15 protein-coding genes are annotated in these 19,558 nt (G+C 72.8%); 5 read left to right on the plus strand and 10 right to left on the minus strand.

Going from position 1 to position 19,558, the window contains the following annotated elements; all coding sequences use genetic code 11:
- Positions 1-3: 3 nt before the first annotated feature.
- Genes ACNF49_RS33285 through ACNF49_RS33305 form a run of 5 tightly spaced genes read right to left on the minus strand, consistent with a single transcriptional unit; the run spans position 4 to position 3,172 of the window.
- A complete protein-coding gene (locus ACNF49_RS33285) occupies positions 4-555 on the minus strand; it encodes a hemerythrin domain-containing protein (RefSeq protein WP_357975582.1) in 552 nt (183 codons plus the stop codon).
- A gap of 10 nt (positions 556-565) precedes the next feature.
- Entirely contained in the window at positions 566-1,378 is an 813-nt protein-coding gene (locus ACNF49_RS33290) for an enoyl-CoA hydratase/isomerase family protein (protein WP_482940038.1), read from the minus strand.
- Positions 1,375-2,289, minus strand: a complete 915-nt coding sequence (locus tag ACNF49_RS33295; protein WP_357975576.1) for an alpha/beta hydrolase — start codon at positions 2,287-2,289, stop codon at positions 1,375-1,377. Before ACNF49_RS33295 ends, ACNF49_RS33290 begins: the two co-directional genes overlap by 4 nt.
- Before the next feature lie 9 nt (positions 2,290-2,298).
- Positions 2,299-2,985: a gamma-glutamyl-gamma-aminobutyrate hydrolase family protein gene (locus ACNF49_RS33300; RefSeq protein WP_357975573.1), complete on the minus strand. Its 687-nt coding sequence runs from the start codon at positions 2,983-2,985 to the stop codon at positions 2,299-2,301.
- A 19-nt stretch (positions 2,986-3,004) separates the two neighbouring features.
- Positions 3,005-3,172, minus strand: coding sequence for a hypothetical protein (locus tag ACNF49_RS33305; protein ID WP_357975570.1), 168 nt, complete (start codon positions 3,170-3,172; stop codon positions 3,005-3,007).
- Positions 3,173-3,434: 262 nt separating this feature from the next.
- On the opposite strand from ACNF49_RS33305, the gene ACNF49_RS33310 reads away from it, so the two are divergent.
- A complete protein-coding gene (locus ACNF49_RS33310) occupies positions 3,435-4,553 on the plus strand; it encodes a globin domain-containing protein (RefSeq protein ID WP_357975567.1) in 1,119 nt (372 codons plus the stop codon).
- A gap of 46 nt (positions 4,554-4,599) precedes the next feature.
- On the opposite strand, the gene ACNF49_RS33315 is transcribed toward ACNF49_RS33310, so the two are convergent.
- Positions 4,600-5,370: a helix-turn-helix domain-containing protein gene (locus tag ACNF49_RS33315; protein WP_358009331.1), complete on the minus strand. Its 771-nt coding sequence runs from the start codon at positions 5,368-5,370 to the stop codon at positions 4,600-4,602.
- 224 nt (positions 5,371-5,594) lie between these two features.
- On the opposite strand from ACNF49_RS33315, the gene ACNF49_RS33320 reads away from it, so the two are divergent.
- Both ACNF49_RS33320 and ACNF49_RS33325 read left to right on the plus strand, forming a co-directional pair.
- A complete protein-coding gene (locus ACNF49_RS33320) occupies positions 5,595-6,674 on the plus strand; it encodes a WD40/YVTN/BNR-like repeat-containing protein (protein ID WP_357975561.1) in 1,080 nt (359 codons plus the stop codon).
- A gap of 3 nt (positions 6,675-6,677) precedes the next feature.
- On the plus strand, positions 6,678-6,998 hold the full coding sequence (locus ACNF49_RS33325) for a ubiquitin family protein (RefSeq protein ID WP_357975558.1): 321 nt from the start codon (positions 6,678-6,680) through the stop codon (positions 6,996-6,998).
- A 4-nt stretch (positions 6,999-7,002) separates the two neighbouring features.
- On the opposite strand, the gene thyX is transcribed toward ACNF49_RS33325, so the two are convergent.
- The 4 genes from thyX to ACNF49_RS33345 all read right to left on the minus strand — a co-directional run bounded on the left by thyX (position 7,003) and on the right by ACNF49_RS33345 (position 14,173).
- Positions 7,003-7,785 carry an FAD-dependent thymidylate synthase gene (gene thyX / locus ACNF49_RS33330; RefSeq protein WP_352350875.1) on the minus strand — a complete coding sequence of 261 codons (783 nt, stop codon included), beginning with the start codon at positions 7,783-7,785 and terminating at the stop codon, positions 7,003-7,005.
- Positions 7,786-7,919: 134 nt separating this feature from the next.
- Complete coding sequence (locus tag ACNF49_RS33335) at positions 7,920-10,559, minus strand: M4 family metallopeptidase (RefSeq protein ID WP_482940039.1); 2,640 nt, start codon at positions 10,557-10,559, stop codon at positions 7,920-7,922.
- Between the two features lie 250 nt (positions 10,560-10,809).
- A complete protein-coding gene (locus ACNF49_RS33340) occupies positions 10,810-11,955 on the minus strand; it encodes an amidohydrolase family protein (RefSeq protein WP_482940040.1) in 1,146 nt (381 codons plus the stop codon).
- 91 nt (positions 11,956-12,046) lie between these two features.
- Positions 12,047-14,173 carry an anthranilate synthase component I gene (locus tag ACNF49_RS33345; protein ID WP_357975549.1) on the minus strand — a complete coding sequence of 709 codons (2,127 nt, stop codon included), beginning with the start codon at positions 14,171-14,173 and terminating at the stop codon, positions 12,047-12,049.
- A gap of 239 nt (positions 14,174-14,412) precedes the next feature.
- Here ACNF49_RS33345 and ACNF49_RS33350 point away from each other — a divergent pair, with 239 nt between their 5' ends.
- Entirely contained in the window at positions 14,413-15,852 is a 1,440-nt protein-coding gene (locus tag ACNF49_RS33350; RefSeq protein WP_482940041.1) for a glycosyltransferase family 39 protein, read from the plus strand.
- 138 nt (positions 15,853-15,990) lie between these two features.
- Positions 15,991-19,488 (plus strand): S8 family serine peptidase, encoded by a 3,498-nt coding sequence (locus tag ACNF49_RS33355; protein WP_482940042.1) that lies wholly within the window; start codon positions 15,991-15,993, stop codon positions 19,486-19,488.
- Positions 19,489-19,558 lie beyond the last annotated feature (70 nt).

Genomic DNA, 19,558 nt, shown 5'->3' on the forward strand with positions numbered 1-19,558 from the left:
CCCTCAGGCCCTGCCCGTCGCCTTGCGGATCACGTCACGGGCCCTGTCCATGATCGCGGCGGGCGGGCCCGCCAGCAGGTTCTTCGGCGCGGTCTCGACGCCGGCGTGCGGATGCGTGGGCGCGATCGCCTCGGCGGCCTTGACCCCGATCGCCATCGCGTGCAGCTCCTTGTCGCCGGCGGCCTGCCTCAGTCTGGGGAACTCCTCGCGTTCCTCGGCCTCGGCGTGCTCGACGACGGCCTTGCGCAGCGTGGCCAGGTTGGCCGCGAACTGCGGGTCGTCGACGCCCGCCCGCTCCATCAGGGTGAGCATGTCCTTGGCCGCGTTCTCCTCGGCCAGTCGCTCGTCCACCAGGTCGTCACCGTTGTCGACATGGCGGCGCGCGTACGGGTGGACGATCTCCTCCTCTGCTGTCTCGTGGACGGCCAGCAGGCGCACCAGCTTCTGGAAAGCCGCTGCTTTGTCCTCGGGGGCAGCGTTCTCGACCTCCGTGAACTGGCTCTTGATCTGCTCGTGCTGGCGCACCAGCAGGTCGACCACATCGTTGTCCGTCATGAGGGTGCGCCTACCCCGGGCCTGGACAAGCACACGCGCCCGGCTCAACCGAAAGCGGGGGCCGCTTCTCGCGCACCGCGCGCACGCCCTCGACCACGTCGGGGCCGGTGAAGCCGAGGAACTCCATCGCCAGCGAGGCGTCGAAGGACGGGCCGGCCAGGCGCAGCCAGTTGTTGAGCGAGTACTTGGTCAGCCGGATCGCCTCCTGGGAGCCCTGGGCGAGCCGGACCGCGATCTCCATCGCCTTGTCGTGCACCTGGTCGTCGTCGACGCACAGGCTGACCAGGCCCATGCGCTCGGCCTGCTCGCCGGTGACGGGCTCGCACAGCAGCAGGTGGTACTTGGCCTTGGCCAGGCCGCACAGCAGCGGCCAGATGATCGCGGCGTGGTCGCCGGCGGCGACGCCGAGCCGGGTGTGGCCGTCGATGATGCGCGCGGTGCGGCCGGCGACCGAGATGTCGGCCAGCAGCGCCACCGCGAGCCCGGCGCCCACGGCCGGGCCCTGGACGGCCGAGACGATCGGCTTGGAGCAGTTGAGCACGTTGTAGACGATGCCGCGGGCCTCGGCGAACACCCGCATCCGGGTGGCGTGGTCACGGGTCATCTCCTCGATCATCGACAGGTCGCCGCCGGCCGAGAACGCCGTGCCCTCGCCCCTGACCACGATCGCCCGGACGGAGTCGTCGCGGTCGGCCTCGCGCCAGATCTCGCTCAGCTCGCGGTGGCCGGTCATGTCGACGGCGTTGAGCCTGCCGGGCTCGCTGATCGTGACCCGTAGCACCCCCTCGGCCGGGGTGTCGAGCTTGAGCTTGGTGTAGGTCACAGGTGCTCCCGCAGGCGGTCGGCGATGTACTGCCTGGCCTCGGCCGCCTGGTCGAACAGGCCGGGCAGGCCGAAGAAGCCGTGGATCGCGCCGTCGAACCTGCGCGCCTCCACCGGCACGCCTGCGTCGGCCAGGCGGCGGGCGTAGTGTTCGCCCTCGTCCCTGAGCACGTCGCACTCGGCGGTGAGGACGGTGGCCGGCGGCAGGCCGGTCAGGTCGGCGATGCGCAGCGGGCTCAGCAGCGGGTCGGCGGGGTCGGCGCCGGGCGCGTAACGCTCGGCGAACCAGGCCATCTCGGCGGCGTCGAGCCCGAAGCCCTTGGCGTAGGCGTGGTAGCTGGGGGTGTCCATGGCGGTGTCGAGCACCGGGTAGACCAGCGCCTGGTGGGCCAGCCGGATGCCGGACCCGGCGGCCCGCCAGGCGGCGACGGCGGCCAGGTTGCCGCCCGCGCTGTCGCCGACGACGGCCACGCTGCCGTTGCTCTGGTAGAAGGCGGGCCTGGCGAAGACGTCGCGCACGACGGTCCAGGCGTCGTCGGCGGCGGCCGGGAAGGGGTGTTCCGGGGCCAGCCGGTAGTCGGCCGAGACGACCACGGCGCCGGTGCGCAGGGCCAGGTCGCGGCCAAGCGCGTCGTTGCGCCTGACGCTGCCGAAGACCCAGCCGCCGCCATGGAAGTAGACCACGACGGGCAGCAGGCCGTCGCCGGGGTCGGCGCGGTAGATGCGGATCGGCACGTCGCCGGCGACCTCGTCGCGGACGAACGGGAGTTTGGTCAGCGGCCCCCGCTGGGCCGCGAAGCCGTCGTGCGCGCGCATCTCCTGGATCGTGGCCAGGTCGAGCGTGGCCAGGTCGGCGTTGAGATCCGACGGGTAGAGGGCGACGTAGTCCCGCGCCTGGGGGTGCAGCGGCATGAGCGCAGCCTAGCGGGCCGCCTCGACGAACGCATCGAAGAGCCGATTGTCCCCGCCGCGTTCCGGATGCCACTGGACGCCGACGCAGAACCGGTGGCCCTGGAGCTCGACGCCCTCGACGATCTGGTCGTCGGCCCAGGCCACCGCGAGCAGGCCGCTGCCCAGGCGGCGCACGGACTGGTGGTGCGGCGCGACCGCCTCGACGTGGTCGCCGACGGCCTTGCCGAGCCTGCTCGACACGCTCACCTGGATGTCGTGCACCGCGCCCGGCTCGCCGTGCCGCTCGTGGCCGAGCACCTCGGGCAGCCACGGGATCAGCGTGCCGCCCTGGGCGACGTTGAGGACGTGCAGGCCGCGGGCGATCGCCAGGATCGGCAGGCCGGCCCGGACGGCGGCCCTGGCCAGGGCCAGCTCGTACCGGTCGCGGTGGGCCTGCGGCTCGGGCGCGCGCTCGTCGTGCTCGCCGCCGTAGGCCGCGGCGCCGAGACCGACGCCGCCGGCCAGCAGGACGCCGGACAGGCCGCCGACGTGGTCGCCGGCGACGTGGGGGTCGAGCGGCGGCAGCAGCACCGGCGCGCCGCCGGCCCGCTCGATCGCCTTGGCGTAGGACGGCGGTGACAGCACGGCCTCGCGCACCCAGTCGCCCCAGCGGGCGGCCTCCAGGTAGGCGGTGATGCCGATGAGCGGTCGGGACATGCGGATCTCCTGGGGCGGGTCAGGGCAGGCGGGAGGCCGTCCCGGTGGTCGGCCGGGTCTCGCCGGGCCGGCACCGGTACGTGGTCCCGAGCCGGCGGCCGGGCCACCGGCAGGCGTCCGTGGTCGCGGCCGACACGAAGGTGCGCGCGCCTTCCCAGGCCACCCGCCCGGGGTGGAGGACTGCCATGGCGGGATGCTACGCCTCAGCCGCCCCGCGGGAAACACCGGAAACCAAAAGACGAAAATCACTTTCATTCGTTTTCTCCGCCGGAAAACCCCATATCGCAATTGGGGTGAATCGGTTGTGACGCATCAGAGGTGGTGTAAGACTCATTTCCGAGCGCGCCGGATGTGCCGGGGCACGCAGCGCGTTCACGACCCGGAGCCGTCAGGAGGTGGCCGACGCGGCCGGAATCGATTTTCCGGTCCAATGGGGTGGGGTTGAGTTCATGTCGTTGAATCCGCGACTGGTGAAGGAGAGCTTCTCACTCGTCGAGCCCGTGGCCGACAAGGCGACCGCGTACTTCTACGGGCGGCTGTTCGCCGCGAGCCCGCACCTGCGGGGCATGTTCCCGCCCGCGATGGACGTCCAGCGCGACCGGCTGTTCGGCGCGCTGACCCGGATCGTGTGGAGCCTGGACAGCCCTGACGGCCTGGCCGCCTACCTCGGCCAGCTCGGCAGGGACCATCGCAAGTACGGGGTGCTCGCCGAGCACTACACGGCCGTCGGCACCGCCCTGCTGGCCACGATCCGGCGCTTCGCCGCCGAGGTGTGGAACGACGAGATCGAGGCGGCGTGGGTGTCGGCGTACACGGCGGCGGCCAACATGATGATCGAGTCGGCCGAGTCGCAGGCGGGCGTCTCGCCGGCCTGGTGGCCGGCCGAGGTCGTCGACCACGAGCTGCGCCGTCCCGACATCGCGGTGGTCACGCTGCGGCCCGCGCGGCGGCTGCCGTACACGGCGGGCCAGTACGTCACCGTCCAGACCGCGCGCTGGCCACGGGTGTGGCGTGCGTTCTCCATCGCCAACGCGCCGCGCCCGGACGACACGGTCAGGCTGCACGTGCGCTCGGTGCCGGGCGGCTGGGTGTCCACGGCCCTGACCAGGCACACCAGGATCGGCGACACGGTCATGCTCGGCCCGCCGATGGGCACGATGACGCCGCGCGAGCACAGCGCCCGCGACCTGCTGTGCGTGGCCGGCGGCACGGGGCTGGCCCCGCTGAAGGCGATCGTCGAGCACGTCATCGCCTCGGGCCGCCGGCCGCGGATCCACCTGCTGCACGGCGCGCGCACCGCGGACGAGCTGTACGACCTGCCCGACCTGCTGGCGATGCAGGCGTCCTTCCCCTGGCTGCAGGTGCTGCCGGTGGTCTCCGGCGACCCGTCCTACGCCGGGATGCGCGGCCACCTGCCCGAGGTGACCGGGCGCTTCCACTCCTGGTGCGAGCACGACGTGTACGTCTGCGGCCCGAGCGGCATGGTGGACGGCACCGTGCGCCGCCTGCAGGCCGACGGCGTGCCGCTGTCGCGCATCCACCGCGACGTCGTCCCCGGGGAACGCTAGGACGCCGGCCCAGGTGAACGTCCCCGGTGAACGTCCCCGGTGGACGTCAGGAGGCCGCCGGGTCGCGGCGGAAGGCCGCGGCGGTCTCCTCGTCGGCCGGCCAGAACGTCTCGATGGCCAGCTCCGAGACGGTCACGTCCATCGGCGTGCCGAAGGTGGCGATGGTGGTGAACATCGACAACACGCGGTCGCCGTCGGCGATGCGCAGCGGCAGCAGGATGTCGCCCGGTCCCGGCACGTGGGCCACGTTCAGGTTGACGCCGGGGTAGGTGTAGGCGGCCAGCTCGTCGTGCAGCTCGGCCAGGCGGCCGTCGGCCGACGCCTCGGCCTGCCTGCGGAGCTGGTGCAGCAGGTAGGCGCGGACCTCGGCCAGGTTCAGCAGCCTGCCGCCCATCGCGTCGGGGTGCAGCGACAGCCGCATCACATTGACCGGCTCGGCCAGCAGCTCGGCGGGCACGCCGGCCATGAACATGGCGGCCGCCGAGTTGGCCGCCACCAGGTTCCACGCCGCGTCCACGACCAGCGCCGGGTACGGCTCGTGCCCGGCCAGGATCTTGTCCAGCGCCTGGCGGACGACGGCCATCTCCGGGGCGCGCACCTCGCGCTCGGGGAAGACCGGCGCGAACCCGGCGGCGACCAGCAGCCGGTTGCGGTGGCGCAGCGGCACGTCGAGCTCCTCGGCCAGCCGCATCACCATCTCGCGGCTGGGCCGGGCGCGGCCGGTCTCCAGGAAGCTGACGTGCCGGGAGGAGACGTCGGCCTCGATGGCCAGGTCGAGCTGGCTCACCCGCCGCCGCTGCCGCCACGAACGCAACAAATCACCAAACGTCTCTTCTTGTATCGCTAGTGCTCCCATGTCAGGAAATCTAGCGGGGAGAGGGAAGCATCACGATTACCTGCCGGGTAATGGCGGTCCCGTCCGGGCCGTCCACGGGCGGCCGTGCGGCCGGGGTGCGGACGGCGTGCGGCAAATCTCCCAGTCCTCGGCACCGCCGCCGCCCGCGTGGCACGATGGCGGGAAGCGAACATGGGAGCGATGCTATGAGTGACGCAGTCCTCGCGATCGGCACCCGCAAGGGCCTGTTCCTCGCCCGTTCGGCGGGCGGCGGCCCGTTCGAGATCGAGCCGATCCGGTTCTCCACGGTCGCGGTGCCCTCGGTGGCCATCGACACCCGGGGAGGCACCCCCCGCTTGCTGGCCGGCATCGAGTACGGCCATTTCGGTCCGTCCGTGATGTACTCCGATGATCTCGGCGAGTCCTGGGGCGAGGCGCCCCAACCGCCCATCGCCTTCCCCGACAAGACCGACGCGACGCTGGCCCGGGTGTGGCAGCTCACGCCCTCGCCGTCGGAGCCGGGCGTGGTGTGGGCCGGCGTGGAGCCGGCCGCGCTGTTCCGCTCGGAGGACAACGGCGTCACCTACCGGCTGGTCGAGGGCCTGTGGGACCATCCCCACCGGCCGCGCTGGCAGCCGGGCGGCGGCGGGCTGTGCCTGCACACGATCGTCCCCCACCCCACCGACCCCGAGGTCATGGGCATCGCGGTCTCGGCGGCCGGCTTCTACCGCACCCGCGACGGCGGCATGTCGTGGGAGGCCGCCAACCAGGGCATCCGGGCGCCGTTCCTGCCCGAAGGGCAGCAGTATCCCGAGTTCGGGCAGTGCGTGCACAAGGTCTGCCTCGACCCCGCCCGTCCCGACCGGCTCTACCTGCAGCACCACTTCGGCGTCTACCGCAGCGACGACTTCGGCGGCAGCTGGCACGACATCGGCTCCGCGCTGCCCTCCGACTTCGGCTTCCCCATCGTGGTCCACCCCACCCGTCCCGACACGATCTTCGTGCTGCCGCTGACGGCCGACGTCGACCGCACCCCGGTCGGCCACCGCTACCGGGTCTGCCGCAGCCAGGACGCCGGCGCGACGTGGCAGGAGCTGGGCGAGGGCCTGCCCGAGGGGCCGGTGCACGCCACCGTGCTGCGCGACGCGATGACCGCCTCCCCCGCCGGGCTGTTCTTCGGCACCCGCGACGGCGAGGTCCACTGCTCCCGCGACGACGGCGAGAGCTGGTCGCAGGTCGCCCGCCACCTGCCCGACGTGCTGAGCGTGCGCGCGGCGGTGCTCTGACCGATGGCCAGGTCATTCACCAAGCCCGTGACGATGGTCGTGTTCGTGCTGCCCAGCTCGCTGCGGCGGTGGGTGAGCGGGCGCACCGAGGTCAAGGTGTTCGCGGTCGGCGCCGACCGCGACTCCCCGCCCACGCTCGGCTCGGCGCTCGACATGCTGCGGCGCACCCATCCGCTGCTGGAGGAGCGGCTGCGCGACGACTACGGCCGCATCCGCCGGCACATCAGCATGATCGTGTGCGGGGAGAACGCCCGCGGGCTCGGCGACCTCGACTGCGCCCTGCCACCGGGCGCCGAGGTCTACGTGCTGCCCGCGCTCGCCTGACGCCTCAGACCTTGCGCCAGCCCGGTACCCAGGCCCCGTCCTCGACGACGTAGTCGCCGAACAGGGCGGGCGCCTCCTTGCGCATGAGCTCGCCGATGCGCTGGAACAGCAGGCGGATCTCCTCCTCCGCGCCGACGGCGGTGCGGGCCTCGATCGTGTGCCGCAGCGTGCGCACGTTGGCCGTCCAGACCAGGCCGGTGGCCAGGCCCTCGGGGGCGAACCTGCGCATGAACGACGTGCGGTGCTTCTTCTCCGAGAACGGCACGCCCTCCTCGTCGAGCCCGAAGTGCCCGGCCATCCAGAGCTGGAACTGCTCCAGCTGCTCCAGCACGGCCGTGGCCCGCTTCATCAGCTCGGGGTCCTGCTGGGCCCACTCGGGGAACCAGAACGGCAGCTCGTCGAGCCGGACGAAGCGCAGCGACTCCTGGGAGATGGCCACGCCGGGCCGGTGGCGCACCAGCTCGTGCGTCAGGACGCGGCTGACGTTGTGCAGCACGAAGCTGAAGCTGACGTGCTCGAGGACCGAGCCGTGCGCGCTGGCCAGGATGTTGCGCAGGTAGTCGTCCTGGTTCTCCCTGATGCGCACCACGTTGGGGTTGAGGCCCGGCTCGAAGGAGCGGTAGCAGAGGCGGCCGGCGAACTCGGCGAGGTTCTGGGCGTCGAGGTCGCCGCGGTCGAGCCGCTCCAGCCAGCTCTCGCCGCCGACCTCGCCCAGGTAACGGGCGAGCTCGTCGTAGTCAAGCTCAGGACGGGCGACGATGAAGACCTCGGGTTCGACACTGCGCATAAGGGAGCCCCCCGCTCGGGTTCTGTGGTTTGTGACGGGCTCAAGCAAACCAGCTCGCGGGGCTGCGCGCGACTCGGCGCCCGCCGTCCCCCTCCGGAGGGTACGGCGGGCGCCGGGCGGACGCCCTTGGCAGGTCAGCAGCGGTGCGCGGGCCTGTCGCGGGTCACGAGGTCGGTGTCGCCGGCGGTCCCGTCCACCCACAGGACGCGGCCCGCCGCGCCGGCGGCGAACAGCGCCTGCTCCCCGCGGTTGCAGGAGTAGCGCTCAAGGGCCCCGCCGGCGACCGGAACCTGGTAGATCTTGGTCAGGTTCGCGTTCTCCAGCGTGGTCCCGTCCGGCTGCACGCCGACCGTCACCCGCGACTCGCTCGCGTCGAGCCAGGTGGCGTACGGCGCCTGCGGCCCGTCCGGCACGACCGGCGTCTGGCCGGTGCCGTCCAGCGCGGCCCGCATGACGCCCATCCGGCCGTCGCGGTCGGCGTCGTAGAGCCAGACGACGTGCCCGGCGGTCAGCGCCGGCTGGATCGACATCGACGGGATCGCGCCGGCCGGCGGCACCTCGGGCAGCACGACCTCCTTGCCGGTGGCCAGGTCGTGCACGACGGGCGTGCTGTGACCGGCGCCGGAGACGAAACTCACCCGGACGTAGACGAGCCGGCCGCCGGTGACCGAGGGCATGTACCCGGCCACGCCCTTGTCGGCGGTCAGGTTGACCGGCGCGGCGTTCCCGCGCTTGAGCCACAGCTCGACCTCACCGGTCGCGGGGTCCTCGCCGGACCAGGCCACGGCGTCGCCCGAGACGGCGACGGCGTAGACGTAGCCGGTGGTCTCGTGCAGCACGGTGGACGGCGCCGAGGCGTCGAGCGGCCGGGAGCGGACCTGGAGGCGGCCCGCCTCGGCGTCGAGGGAGACCCACACCGCGCGCCTGCCGTCGGTGGCGGGCGTCCAGTCCCAGCGCCCGTCGTCGGACACGGTGGTCGCGGGGCCGCCGCTCACGCGTCCGGTCCGGATGACGGTGGGACCGTTCGCGTCGGGGGTGCTGTCGGTGACCGCGTACCGGTCGCCGGCCAGGGCGGGCGGGTCGATGGCGTCGGTGAGGCCGTCCAGGACGACGCGGCTGTCGGTGCGGATCAGCCGCTCCCAGCCGGGCCTGATGCCGTGCCGCTCGAAGGCCAGCGTGATCGCCAGCCGGTCGCGCGAGGACAGCCGGGCGGCGCGGGCGGCCGACTCGACGGCGCGGCGGCCGTCGGCGAAGTCGTCGAGCGGGGTCATGTACTCCGTCAGCGCCTTGTAGACGACCTTGTCGAAGCCGGCGCCGAGCTTCTCCCTGACGTCCCACAGGGCGCCGGAGAAGATCGTGGAGTTGAGGTGCACGCCGCCGGAGTCGAGGGCGGCGGTGACGCCGAGGTAGTCCTTGGCGGCGTTGCGGTCGTCGTCGAGGTCGCGGGTGGCGCACTGGGCGGGCGGCCGGCTCTTGCACAGGTCCTCGCCGAGCAGGCTGGCGTCGGGGTCGCTCATCGGGATGCCGAGCGCGCCGGTCTGGATCGCGTTGCCGAAGTAGTCGGCCAGGCCCTCGTTCATCGCGCCCGACTGGCCCTGGTAGACCAGGTCGGCGCTGTGGGTGATGACGCCGTGGGTCATCTCGTGGCCGACGACGTCGAGGCTGGCGGCGAAGGAGTGCAGGTCGGCGCCGCCGCCGCCGTAGACCATCTTGGTGCCGTCCCAGAAGGCGTTCTCGAACGGGCTGCCGTAGTAGGTGACGTTGACGACCGAGTACATCGTGCCGCCCTTGCCGTCGAGCCCGTCGCGGCCGAGCCCCTTGTAGTACTCGTAGACCTTGCCCGCGCCCCACTGGGCGTCCACGGCGCCGCTCTCGGTGTGCTCGGGGCCGAAGGCGGGCGTGGGCGACTTGCCGAGCTCGGTGCCCGCCGGCACGCCGGGCTCGAGGAACTGCTGCACGTCGGCGCCGGCGGCGTCGTAGGTGAGGATCTCGCCGGTGGTGCCGTTCCACATCGGGCGGGCGCGGTCGCGCAGCTCGTACGCGCCGTCGGCCCGCTGGTAGACGTTGAGCGGGACGGTCTTGCCGTGCGCGGTCTGCCCGCTGCCGGTCGCCGGGCCCTCCATGCGCAGCCGGTCCAGGGCGAACAGCGGCCGGCCGGAGTGGGCGTCCACGTAGGCGTCCAGCAGGACGGGCCGCTTCCTGACCGCGTCGGCGCCGGCCAGGGTGACGTGCCAGGCCAGCACGCCCTTGCCGCGCGGCAGCACGACGAGCTCGCCGGGCGTGGCCTTGACCGTGGCGCGGATCTGGTCGTCCCGGACGAGCCGGGCGCGGGCCAGCCGGGCCGCCAGCGCGGGGGTGACCGTGGGCGTGGTGTTCACGTCGAGCTCGGTGAGGAAGCGACCACCGGCGCCGGTCACCTCGCGGCCTGCGCCGTCCTTGCGGAAGCGCACCAGGTACTGGGCGCCGAAGACGGGCAGGTTCCGATAGCGCTGGGCGAACCTGACGGTCTCGTCCTGGCCGTTCACGACCGTGCGCAGCGGTACCAGGTCGGCGGGGTCGAGGTGGTAACGCGGGTCGGCCAGGTGGGCCTTGGCCGCGGCGACGGGGTCCGCCGCGGCGGCGGGCTCGGCCAGCCCGCTCACCTCGGCGGGGGCCCGGGTGCCGGCCCGGGACTCCACCTGCGGCTGCGGCGGGTCGTCGGCCGCCGCGACACCGGGAACGGCCAGCGCGAGTGACAGGGCTGCGGCCGTGAGGACGAAGGGACGCCAGGACACGACACCTCCAGGTGTGGCGTAGGGGTTCTGGCGTCCACGATCATCACAGCAATATTGACAAAGAGACAAATCACAATTTGATTACCGGAAATGTAAATTTCCGATTAGTGAAGGAAATGTCGTGAATTAATGGCATTCCGTTACGGCGACAACGCGCACCGCCGCCACCGTCGGCGCACCGGCGCCACCGTAAACGCGCGCCCGGCGCGACCACCGGCACCGCCATCGGGCGGCGCCGGCGGCGTGCGGGTCAGAGGCGGTACACCCGGCGGGCGTTGCCCGAGCCGATCATGTGGGCGATCCTGGCCGCGTCGGCCGGGCTCCACTCCCCCGCCTCCAGCCTGGCCAGCAGGGCCGCGCCCAGCGCCTGGCGGTGGTACAGGGCGCCGAGGTAGCCGGTCTCGGCCACCCCCCGGCAGCCGGAGCTGAACAACTGCTTGTGGAACGGCGCCAGCTCCAGCAGCTCGTCCATGACGCGGGCCGAGGCGGCGGCGGTGTGCGGCAGGGCCGGGCCGACGTCGACGTAGACGTGCGGGTAGACGCCCGCCAGGTAGGCGGCGGTGCGGTGGTAGGGGTAGCAGTGGAGCAGGATGACCGGCACGCCGAGGGGCTGCAGCGCGTCCATGAGGGCGCTGAGCCTGGCCGGGTCCGTACGGTGCAGGTCGGGGCCGCGCCCGCCGAACCCGGCCTGGAACTGCACTGGCAGCCCCCGCTCGCGGGCCACGTCGATCGCGCTCCACAGCAGGTGGCGCAGCAGCACCGGGTCGGTCAGCGGCCGTTTGGGGTCGGCCAGGCGGCGGTTGGCGGCGGCGATGACCGAGCCGGTGCTCGGCCTGGCCGGGTCGAAGTCGAGCCCGCAGCGGCCCGCGATCACCGTCTTGAGCCCGACCGCCCTGGCGGCCCTGGCCGACAGCTCGTCGGCCAGGCCGTCGAGGTAGTCGACGGCGATCTGCGCCGACTCGGCGACGTCCTGCTCGATCTGCTCGATCCGGACGATCTCGTCGGCGGCGGCTCCGCCGTGGCGGCCCATCTCGGCCGCCGACAGCAGGTCGATGTCCTCGTCCCCGGTGTCCACCAGGAACGCCACCACCCCCGCCCCGGCCAGCAGGCGCCGGTTGACCTCGACGGCGCCCAGCTCGGCCCGCCGGGCGAGGTAGACGGCCGGCGGCGCGTGCGGATCGAGGTCGAGCAGCGGGGCGCACCAGCGGCGCAGGCTCATGCCGAACGGCGAGTCGAAATGCGTGGTGCCGGGCGGGGCCGGGGCGCCGCCGGCGTTGATCAGCGGCTCGAACTGGGCCCGGGTCAGGTCGTCCCGGCGAACCCCGTGACAGTGGTGGTCGACGAGCGGGGCGAGCAGCGCGTCACGCACCGTGTCGGGCAGGGCTACGGGGAGCATGCGGAGACTCTAGGGGAGCCCCGCACGCCCCCGCGGACGTTTTGCCCTACGACAGGAACACCCTGCCCCTTCCCAGACGAACCGGCCCGGGTCAGCGCCGGGTGAGGCGCAGCACGTTCGCGATGATCTTCGCGCCCGCGCCGCCCTCCTGGGTGAGGATCGACTCGGGGTGGAACTGCACGGCGAAGCGCCGCCGCTCGACGTCCTCGATGGCCATGACGTTGCCGTCGGGCGTGAGCGCGGTCGGGGTGAAGCCGACCACGCCGGACCGCTTGGCGTGCAGCGAGTGGTAGCGGGCCGCGGTGAACTCCTCGGGCAGCCCCTCCAGCAGCGCGCTGTCGCCGAGCCGGCCGACCTGGCCGCGCTTGCCGTGCTCGGGGTAGCCGAGCAGCTCCAGCGAGCCGCCGGCGTGCTCGACCATGGCCTGCAGACCCAGGCACACGCCGAAGACGGGCAGGTCGCGGGCGTAGATCTCGTCGATGAGCGCCGCCATGCCGAAGTCGGACGGCCAGCCGGGGCCGGGCGAGAGCACGACCAGGTCGGGCGCGACGTCGTCGATGGTGTGGGCCGGGAAGCCGTGGCGCAGCGTCACCACGTCGGCCCCCTCCTGGCGGAAGTAGTCGGCCAGCGTGTTGACGAAGGAGTCCTCGTGGTCGACGAGCAGCACCTTCATGCCGGCCCCCGGCTGCTCCCTGACCACGGCGGGCGGGACGGCGTCGGGCTGGTTGACCGCGGCCAGGGCGCCGAGCAGGGCGCTGGCCTTGAGCTCGGTCTCGCGCTCCTCGGCCTCGGGGTCGGAGTCGAACAGCAGGGTCGCCCCGGCCCGGACGGTGGCCACGCCGTTCTTGATCTGGGCGGTGCGCAGGGTCAGGCCGGTGTTCATGGAGCCGTCGAAGCCGATGAAGCCGATCGCGCCGCCGTACCAGCGGCGGGTGGTGGCCTCGTGGTCCTCGATGAACTGCATGGCCCACGTCTTGGGGGCGCCGGTGACGGTGACGGCCCACATGTGGGTGAGGAAGGCGTCGAGGGCGTCGAACTCGGGACGCAGGCGGCCCTCGATGTGGTCGACGGTGTGGATCAGGCGCGAGTAGAGCTCGATCTGGCGGCGGCCGATGACCTTGACCGTGCCGGGGACGCAGATGCGCGACTTGTCGTTGCGGTCGACGTCGGTGCACATGGTCAGCTCCGACTCCTCCTTGACGCTGCTCAGGAGGGTGCGGATGGCCTCGGCGTCCTCGACCGGGTTGCTGCCGCGGGCGATGGTGCCGGAGATGGGGCAGGTCTCGACGCGGTCGCCGTTGACCCGGACGTACATCTCGGGCGAGGCGCCCACGAGGTGCTCGCCGTCGCCGAGACTGATGATGAACTCGTACGGCGCCGGGTTGCTGTTGCGCAGGCCGCGGTAGAAGGCCGACGGGTCGGTGCAGACGGCGTGGAAGACCTGGCCGGGCACGACCTCGAACAGGTCGCCGCGCTTGAACCGCTCCTTGGCGGCGGCCACGACCTTGGCGTACTCGCCGCGCACGGGGTCCTTCGGCAGCTCGCCGGGGACGACCTGCGGCACGGAGGAGCCGGTGCGCTCCAGGCCGCGGGTGGTGGCGCCGTCGACGGTGAACTCGTAGCGGTACTCGACGCTGGTCTCGCGCTGGCGGTCGATGACGACGATGCGGTCGGGCAGGTGGAGCACCAGGTCGCGCTGGTCGTCGGGACGGGCCAGCTCCTGCCGGATCGGCTCGAACTGGAAGGCCAGGTCGTAGCCGAAGGAGCCGTAGAGGCCGAGGTGGGGGTCGTCGCCCGCGAAGGCGGCGATGACCTCGCGGATCGCGGTGAACACGGTGGGCCGGCGGCTGCGCATCTCCTCCGGCAGCAGGTCCTCGGACTCCGGGACGTGCACCTCGACGCGGTCGGGCGTCGGCTCGCTGACCGGCTTGCCCGCGGCGAGCAGGCAGGAGGCCACGGCGGGCAGCACGACCCTGCCGCGCTCGTTGAGCGCGGTCGCCGAGATGACCCGCCCCTTGGCGACCAGCTCCAGGCAGGGGTCGACGTAGCCGAAGGCCCATCGGCTGTAGCGGCCCGGGTAGTCCATGCCCGACGAGAAGGCGCCGCCGCGCCGCTCGCCGAGCGCGGTCACGATCTCTTCGAGCGCCTCTTCGGACACGTCGCGTGCCTCGCGCTCGACGCCGACGCCCCCGGCGGTGGTATATCCGCTGCTCTCCACTTGCTGCCCCTTACCACATCACATCATGAGGCCCCGGGGGCGGACACGAGAAAGGCCGCCATCCGGGGCGGCCGTCCTTTGAGAGGAATGCGAAAACGCGCCGCCTAGGAGCGGCGCCACCACTGGATCTGAGGGCGATTTCGCATGCCTCCCAGGTTAACCGCCGGACCAAGATCGCGCAACGCGACACCCGCTCCGGCAGTGACAAACGGCGGGGAAAGGATCTAGCCTCGACGTCCATGGAACGGCCCTGGGCGTGGCGTCCGGTGACGGTGACCGCGGTCCTGACCGCCGGCGTGGCCCTCGCACTGAGCCCCTGGTACGGCTACCACCGCGACGAGTTGTACTTCCGGGTCCTGGCCGGCCACCCGGCCTGGGGGTACGTCGACCAGCCGCCGCTGACGCCGATGCTGGGCAAGGCGGCGCTCGGACTGTTCGGCGACACGGTGACGGCGCTGCGGGTGTTCCCCGCGCTGGCCGCGGCGGCCGTGGTCGTGCTGGTGGCACTGGTGGCGCGGGAGCTGGGCGGCGACCGGCTCGCCCAGACGATGGCCGCCGTGGGGGCGGCGACCGGGGCGTACACGCTGATCGCGGCGCACACGCTGCTGACGGTCAGCTTCGACCTGCCGCTGTGGACGGCGGCGATCCTGTTCGCGCTCAGGGCGCTGCTGCGCGAGCAGCCGCGCTGGTGGCTCGCGGCGGGCGCGGTGATCGGGCTGGCCACCTACAACAAGCACCTCATCGCGCTGCTGGTGCTGGGCCTGGCGGCGGGCCTGCTGATCGCCGGGCCGCGGCGGGCGCTGGGCAGCCCGTGGCTGTGGGGCGGCGCGCTGGTGGCCGCCGTGCTGGCCGTGCCGAACCTGGTCTACCAGGCCACGCACGGCTGGCCGCAGCTGTCGATGGCCGCCGCGCTCAGCGCGGACAAGGGCGCCGAGATGCGGGCGATGTTCGTGCCGATGCAGCTCACGCTGTTCGGGCCGGTGGTGTCGGTGGTCGCGGTGCTGGGGTTCGTCCGGTTGTGGCGTGACCGGCGGGTGCGGGCGCTGGCGGTGGCCTATCCGGTGACGGCGGTGCTGACGCTGGTCAGCGGCGGCCGTTTCGACTACACCGCCGGGTTGATCGTGGCGCTGTTCGCGGCCGGGTGCGTGAGCGTGTCGCGGGCGCGGGCCGGGCGGGTGCGCGCGGCGTGGGCGTTCCTCGCGGTCAACGCGGTGGCCTGCGCGGTGCTCGCGCTGCCGCTCGTGCCGGTCGGCGCGCTGGCCGGCACGCCGGTGCCGGCGATCAACGAGGTGGCCCGCGAGTCGGTCGGCTGGCCGCGCTTCGCCGCCGCCGTCGGCGGCGTGCTGCGGGCGCTGCCGCCGGACGAGCGGGCCCGCGCGGTGGTCGTGACGGGCAACTACGGCGAGTACGGCGCCCTCGACCGGGCGGGCCTGACCCACGTGTACTCCGGCCACAACCAGCTCTGGGAGTACGGCCCGCCGCCGGACGACGCGACCGTGGCGATCCTGGTGAACGCGGGCGGCCGGGCCCGCGCGCTGTTCGGCTCCTGCGAGGAGAAGGCCCGCGTGGACAACGGCGTGGACGTCGGGAACGAGGAGCAGGGCATGCCGGTGTGGCTCTGCCGGGATCCCGTGCGGCCGTGGTCCGCCACCTGGCCGATGTGGCGACATTTCAGCTGACCACATTACATTTCGGGATTTATCCGAGCTTGTTAGGATCAGCGCCCTTGCTTTCCCGACAGGATCTCTTCACCCTTCTCGACAGAGGCGGAAAGATCACCTCTTCCTCACCGTCGTGAACGTCGTGAAGGAGAGCACGTGCGCAACACCCTCACCTGGCGTGCGATCCTGACCGGGATCGTCACCGCCGCCGCCCTGGCCGTCCCCCAGGCCCCGGCGCACGCGGCGCCCGATCCCGGCAAGATCTCCCAGACCGTCCAGGCCGAGCTGGACAAGGACGGCAAGGCCACCTTCTGGGTCCGGATGAAGGGCACCGCCGACCTCGGCGCCGCCCGCCGGGCCGCCACCAAACGGGCCAGGACGCAGCTGGTCTACCAGGCCAAGACCGAGCGGGCCAGGACCTCGCAGGCCGGGCTGGTCAAGCTGCTGGACGCCCAGAAGGCCGACTACACCTCGTACTGGATCGTCGACGCCGTACGGGTGACCGCGGACGCCAAGCTGGCGTCGGCGATCAGCGAGCTGCCCGAGGTGGACCGGATCGACCCGGTCACCGTCGTGGCGCTGCCCAAGCCCGTGACCGGCCGGGCCGAGCCCAGGGCCGGTGCGGTCGAGTGGAACGTCGACCGGATCGGCGCCCCGCGGGTGTGGAGCGAGCTGGGCGACCGGGGCGAGGGCATCGTGGTCGCCTCGATCGACTCCGGCGTCCAGTACGACCACCCGGACCTGGCCGCGAGCTACCGGGGCCGGAACCCCGACGGCTCCTACACCCACGACTACAACTGGTTCGACCCGGCGCGCATCTGCCCGTCGGCGGCGCCGTGCGACAACAACGGCCACGGCACGCACGTCATGGGCACGATGGCGGGCGCGAACGGCATCGGCGTGGCGCCCGGCGTGCGCTGGATCGCCGCCAAGGGCTGCGAGGTCAACACCTGCACGGACGCCTCGCTGCTGGCCGCCGGCCAGTGGGTGCTGGCCCCGACCGACCTGAACGGCCGCAACCCGCGTCCCGACCTCGCGCCGGACATCGTCAACAACTCCTGGGGCGGCAACGGGTTCGACCCCTGGTACGTCGAGACCGTCCAGGCGTGGGTGGCCGCCGGCATCTTCCCCGCCTTCGCCAACGGCAACGAGGGCCCGGCCTGCCGCACCAGCGGCTCGCCCGGCCAGTACGCGATCAGCTACAGCGCGGGCGGCTTCGACGTCAACAACGTGCTGTACAGCAGGTCGAGCAAGGGCGAGGGCCAGGACGGCGAGATCAAGCCGAACATCGCGGCCCCCGCGGTGAACGTGCGCTCCTCCGTCCCGGACGACGACTACGACTCCTACACCGGCACCTCGATGGCCTCGCCGCACGTGGCCGCCACGGTGGCGCTGATCTGGTCGGCCGCGCCCCGGCTGCAGGGCGACGTGGCCGCGACGCGGCCGCTGCTGGACCGCACGGCGATCGACGTGGCCGACACGAGCTGCGGCGGCACCGCGGCCGACAACAACGTCTGGGGCGAGGGCCGTCTGGACGCCTACGCCGCCGTCCAGGCCGCGCCGGACGAGGGGCTGGGCGAGCTGCGCGGCACGGTCACGGCGGCGGGCGAGCCGGTGCCGGGCGTGGCGGTCAAGGTGACCGGGCCGCTGGCCCGCGCGGTCGTCACCGGCCAGGACGGCACGTACTCGATCCCGCGCCTGCTGCCCGGCGAGTACGCGCTGACGGCGGAGAAGTTCGGCTACGACCGCGGGAGCGCCACGGCCACGGTGACCGCCGAGCAGGTCACGACCGGCGACGTGACGCTCACCCGGCAACCGTCCGGCACGTTGTCGGGCACGGTCAGCACGGCCGGCGTGCCCGAGCCCGGCGCGACCGTGGCCGCCGGCGGCACGCCGGTGAGCGCCGTCACCGACGCCTCCGGCAGGTACACGATGACGCTGCCGCGCGGGACGTACACGCTGACGGTCACCCCGGTCTCGCGCTGCTCCAGCGGCGCGAGCGCGCAGGTCTCGGTGGACGGGGACACGGTCAAGGACGTGGAGCTGCCGCTGCGCGGCGACGGCTTCGGCTACACCTGCCGGGCGGCGGCGCAGCCGTACGTCGCCGGGACCGAGAAGCTGGCGCTGACCGGCGACGACGAGGCCGTGCAGGTGACGCTGCCGTTCGCGGTCCCGTTCTACGGCACGGGGCAGTCCAGGGCGTGGATCAGCACGAACGGGTTCGTCACCTTCGCCGCCGACCGGGTCACCACGGGCAGCAACAGCCGCCTGCCGGGCACGGGCACGCCGAACAACGCGGTCTACCCGTACTGGGACGACCTGAAGGTGGACGCCGAGTCCGGCGTCTACACCGGCGTGGTGGGCACGGCCCCGCACCGCCAGTACGTCGTGGAGTGGCGCAACGTCACCTTCTACAGCGAGACCGGCGAGCGGGTGTCGTTCGCGGCGCTGCTGGGCGAGGACGGCTCGGTCTCCTTCCGGTACAAGGACGTCGAGAGCGAGCGCGACCAGGGCTCCAGCGCCACGGTCGGCATCGAGAACGCGGCCGGCACGGACGCGCTGCTGTACTCCTACGAGGAGGCCGCGCTGGCCACCGGCCGCGGCGTGACGTTCACCGCGAGCCGGCACGGCCTGGTGACCGGCGTGGTCACCGACGCCAACGACGGCGAGCCGCTGGCCGGGGCTTCGGTGAAGCTGGGCGACGCGGCGTCGTTCACGACCGGCGCGGACGGGTCGTTCTTCGGGCAGGTCCAGGCGGGCGACCACGACGTGGTGGTGGCCAAGGAGAACTACGGCACCTTCACCAAGCCGGTCACGGTCACGCCCGGCACGCTGACCAGGATCGACACCGCCCTGGTCACCGGCCGGGTGAGCGCCTCGGCCGCCGAGCTGACCGCGGTGCTGCCCGCCGGGGCGACCAGGACGCGCACGCTGGAGCTGACGAACCTGGGCTCCCCCACCGCCTACACGGTGACCGGTGACGCCGACTGGGCGTCGGTCACGCCGCAGGCGGGCGAGCTGGCCAAGGGCCAGAAGGTGACGCTGCGGGTGACGCTCTCCGGCGCCGGGGTGACGCCCGGCGGGATGCGTACCGGCAAGCTGGTCGTCAAGTCGGCCAGCGGGCGGCAGCCGGCCATCGAGATCAAGGTGACCGTGGTGGTGCCCAAGTTCCAGGTGGCCGTCGACGCCGGCGGGTCGAAGGCGCTGACCGACGCCGACGGCGACGCCTGGGCGCCCGACCGCCGCTGGACGCAGGGCGGGTACGGCTACGTGGCGACCTCGACGAAGACGGCGAGCACGTCCAGGACCATCGCGGGCACCGCCGACCAGGCGCTGTTCCGGACGGCCAGGGAGGGCATGCTGGAGTACCGGTTCGACGGCGTGCCCGCCGGGACGTACACGGTGGAGCTGGACTTCGCCGAAGTCAAGAGCACCCAGATGGGCAAGCGGGTCTTCGACGTGCTCGTCGAGGGCCAGCTCGCGATCCCGGCGCTGGACCTGGCGCTGGAGGCGGGCACGTACACGGCGGTGGCCAGGCAGTACACGGTGAAGGTGACCGACGGTCAGCTCAACGTGCGCTTCGCCACCCGGCAGGGGGCCACGCTGGTCAACGGCGTGCGCGTCTCCGAGCGCCCGGACAAGGCGCTGCCCTGACCGCCCGGGGTCCCGCCGTCCCTGGTGCGGCGGGACCCCGGGCCAAGCGGCCGGGTCGGGGCCAGGTCGG

The sequence above is a fragment of the Actinomadura sp. ATCC 39365 genome, assembly GCF_054392275.1.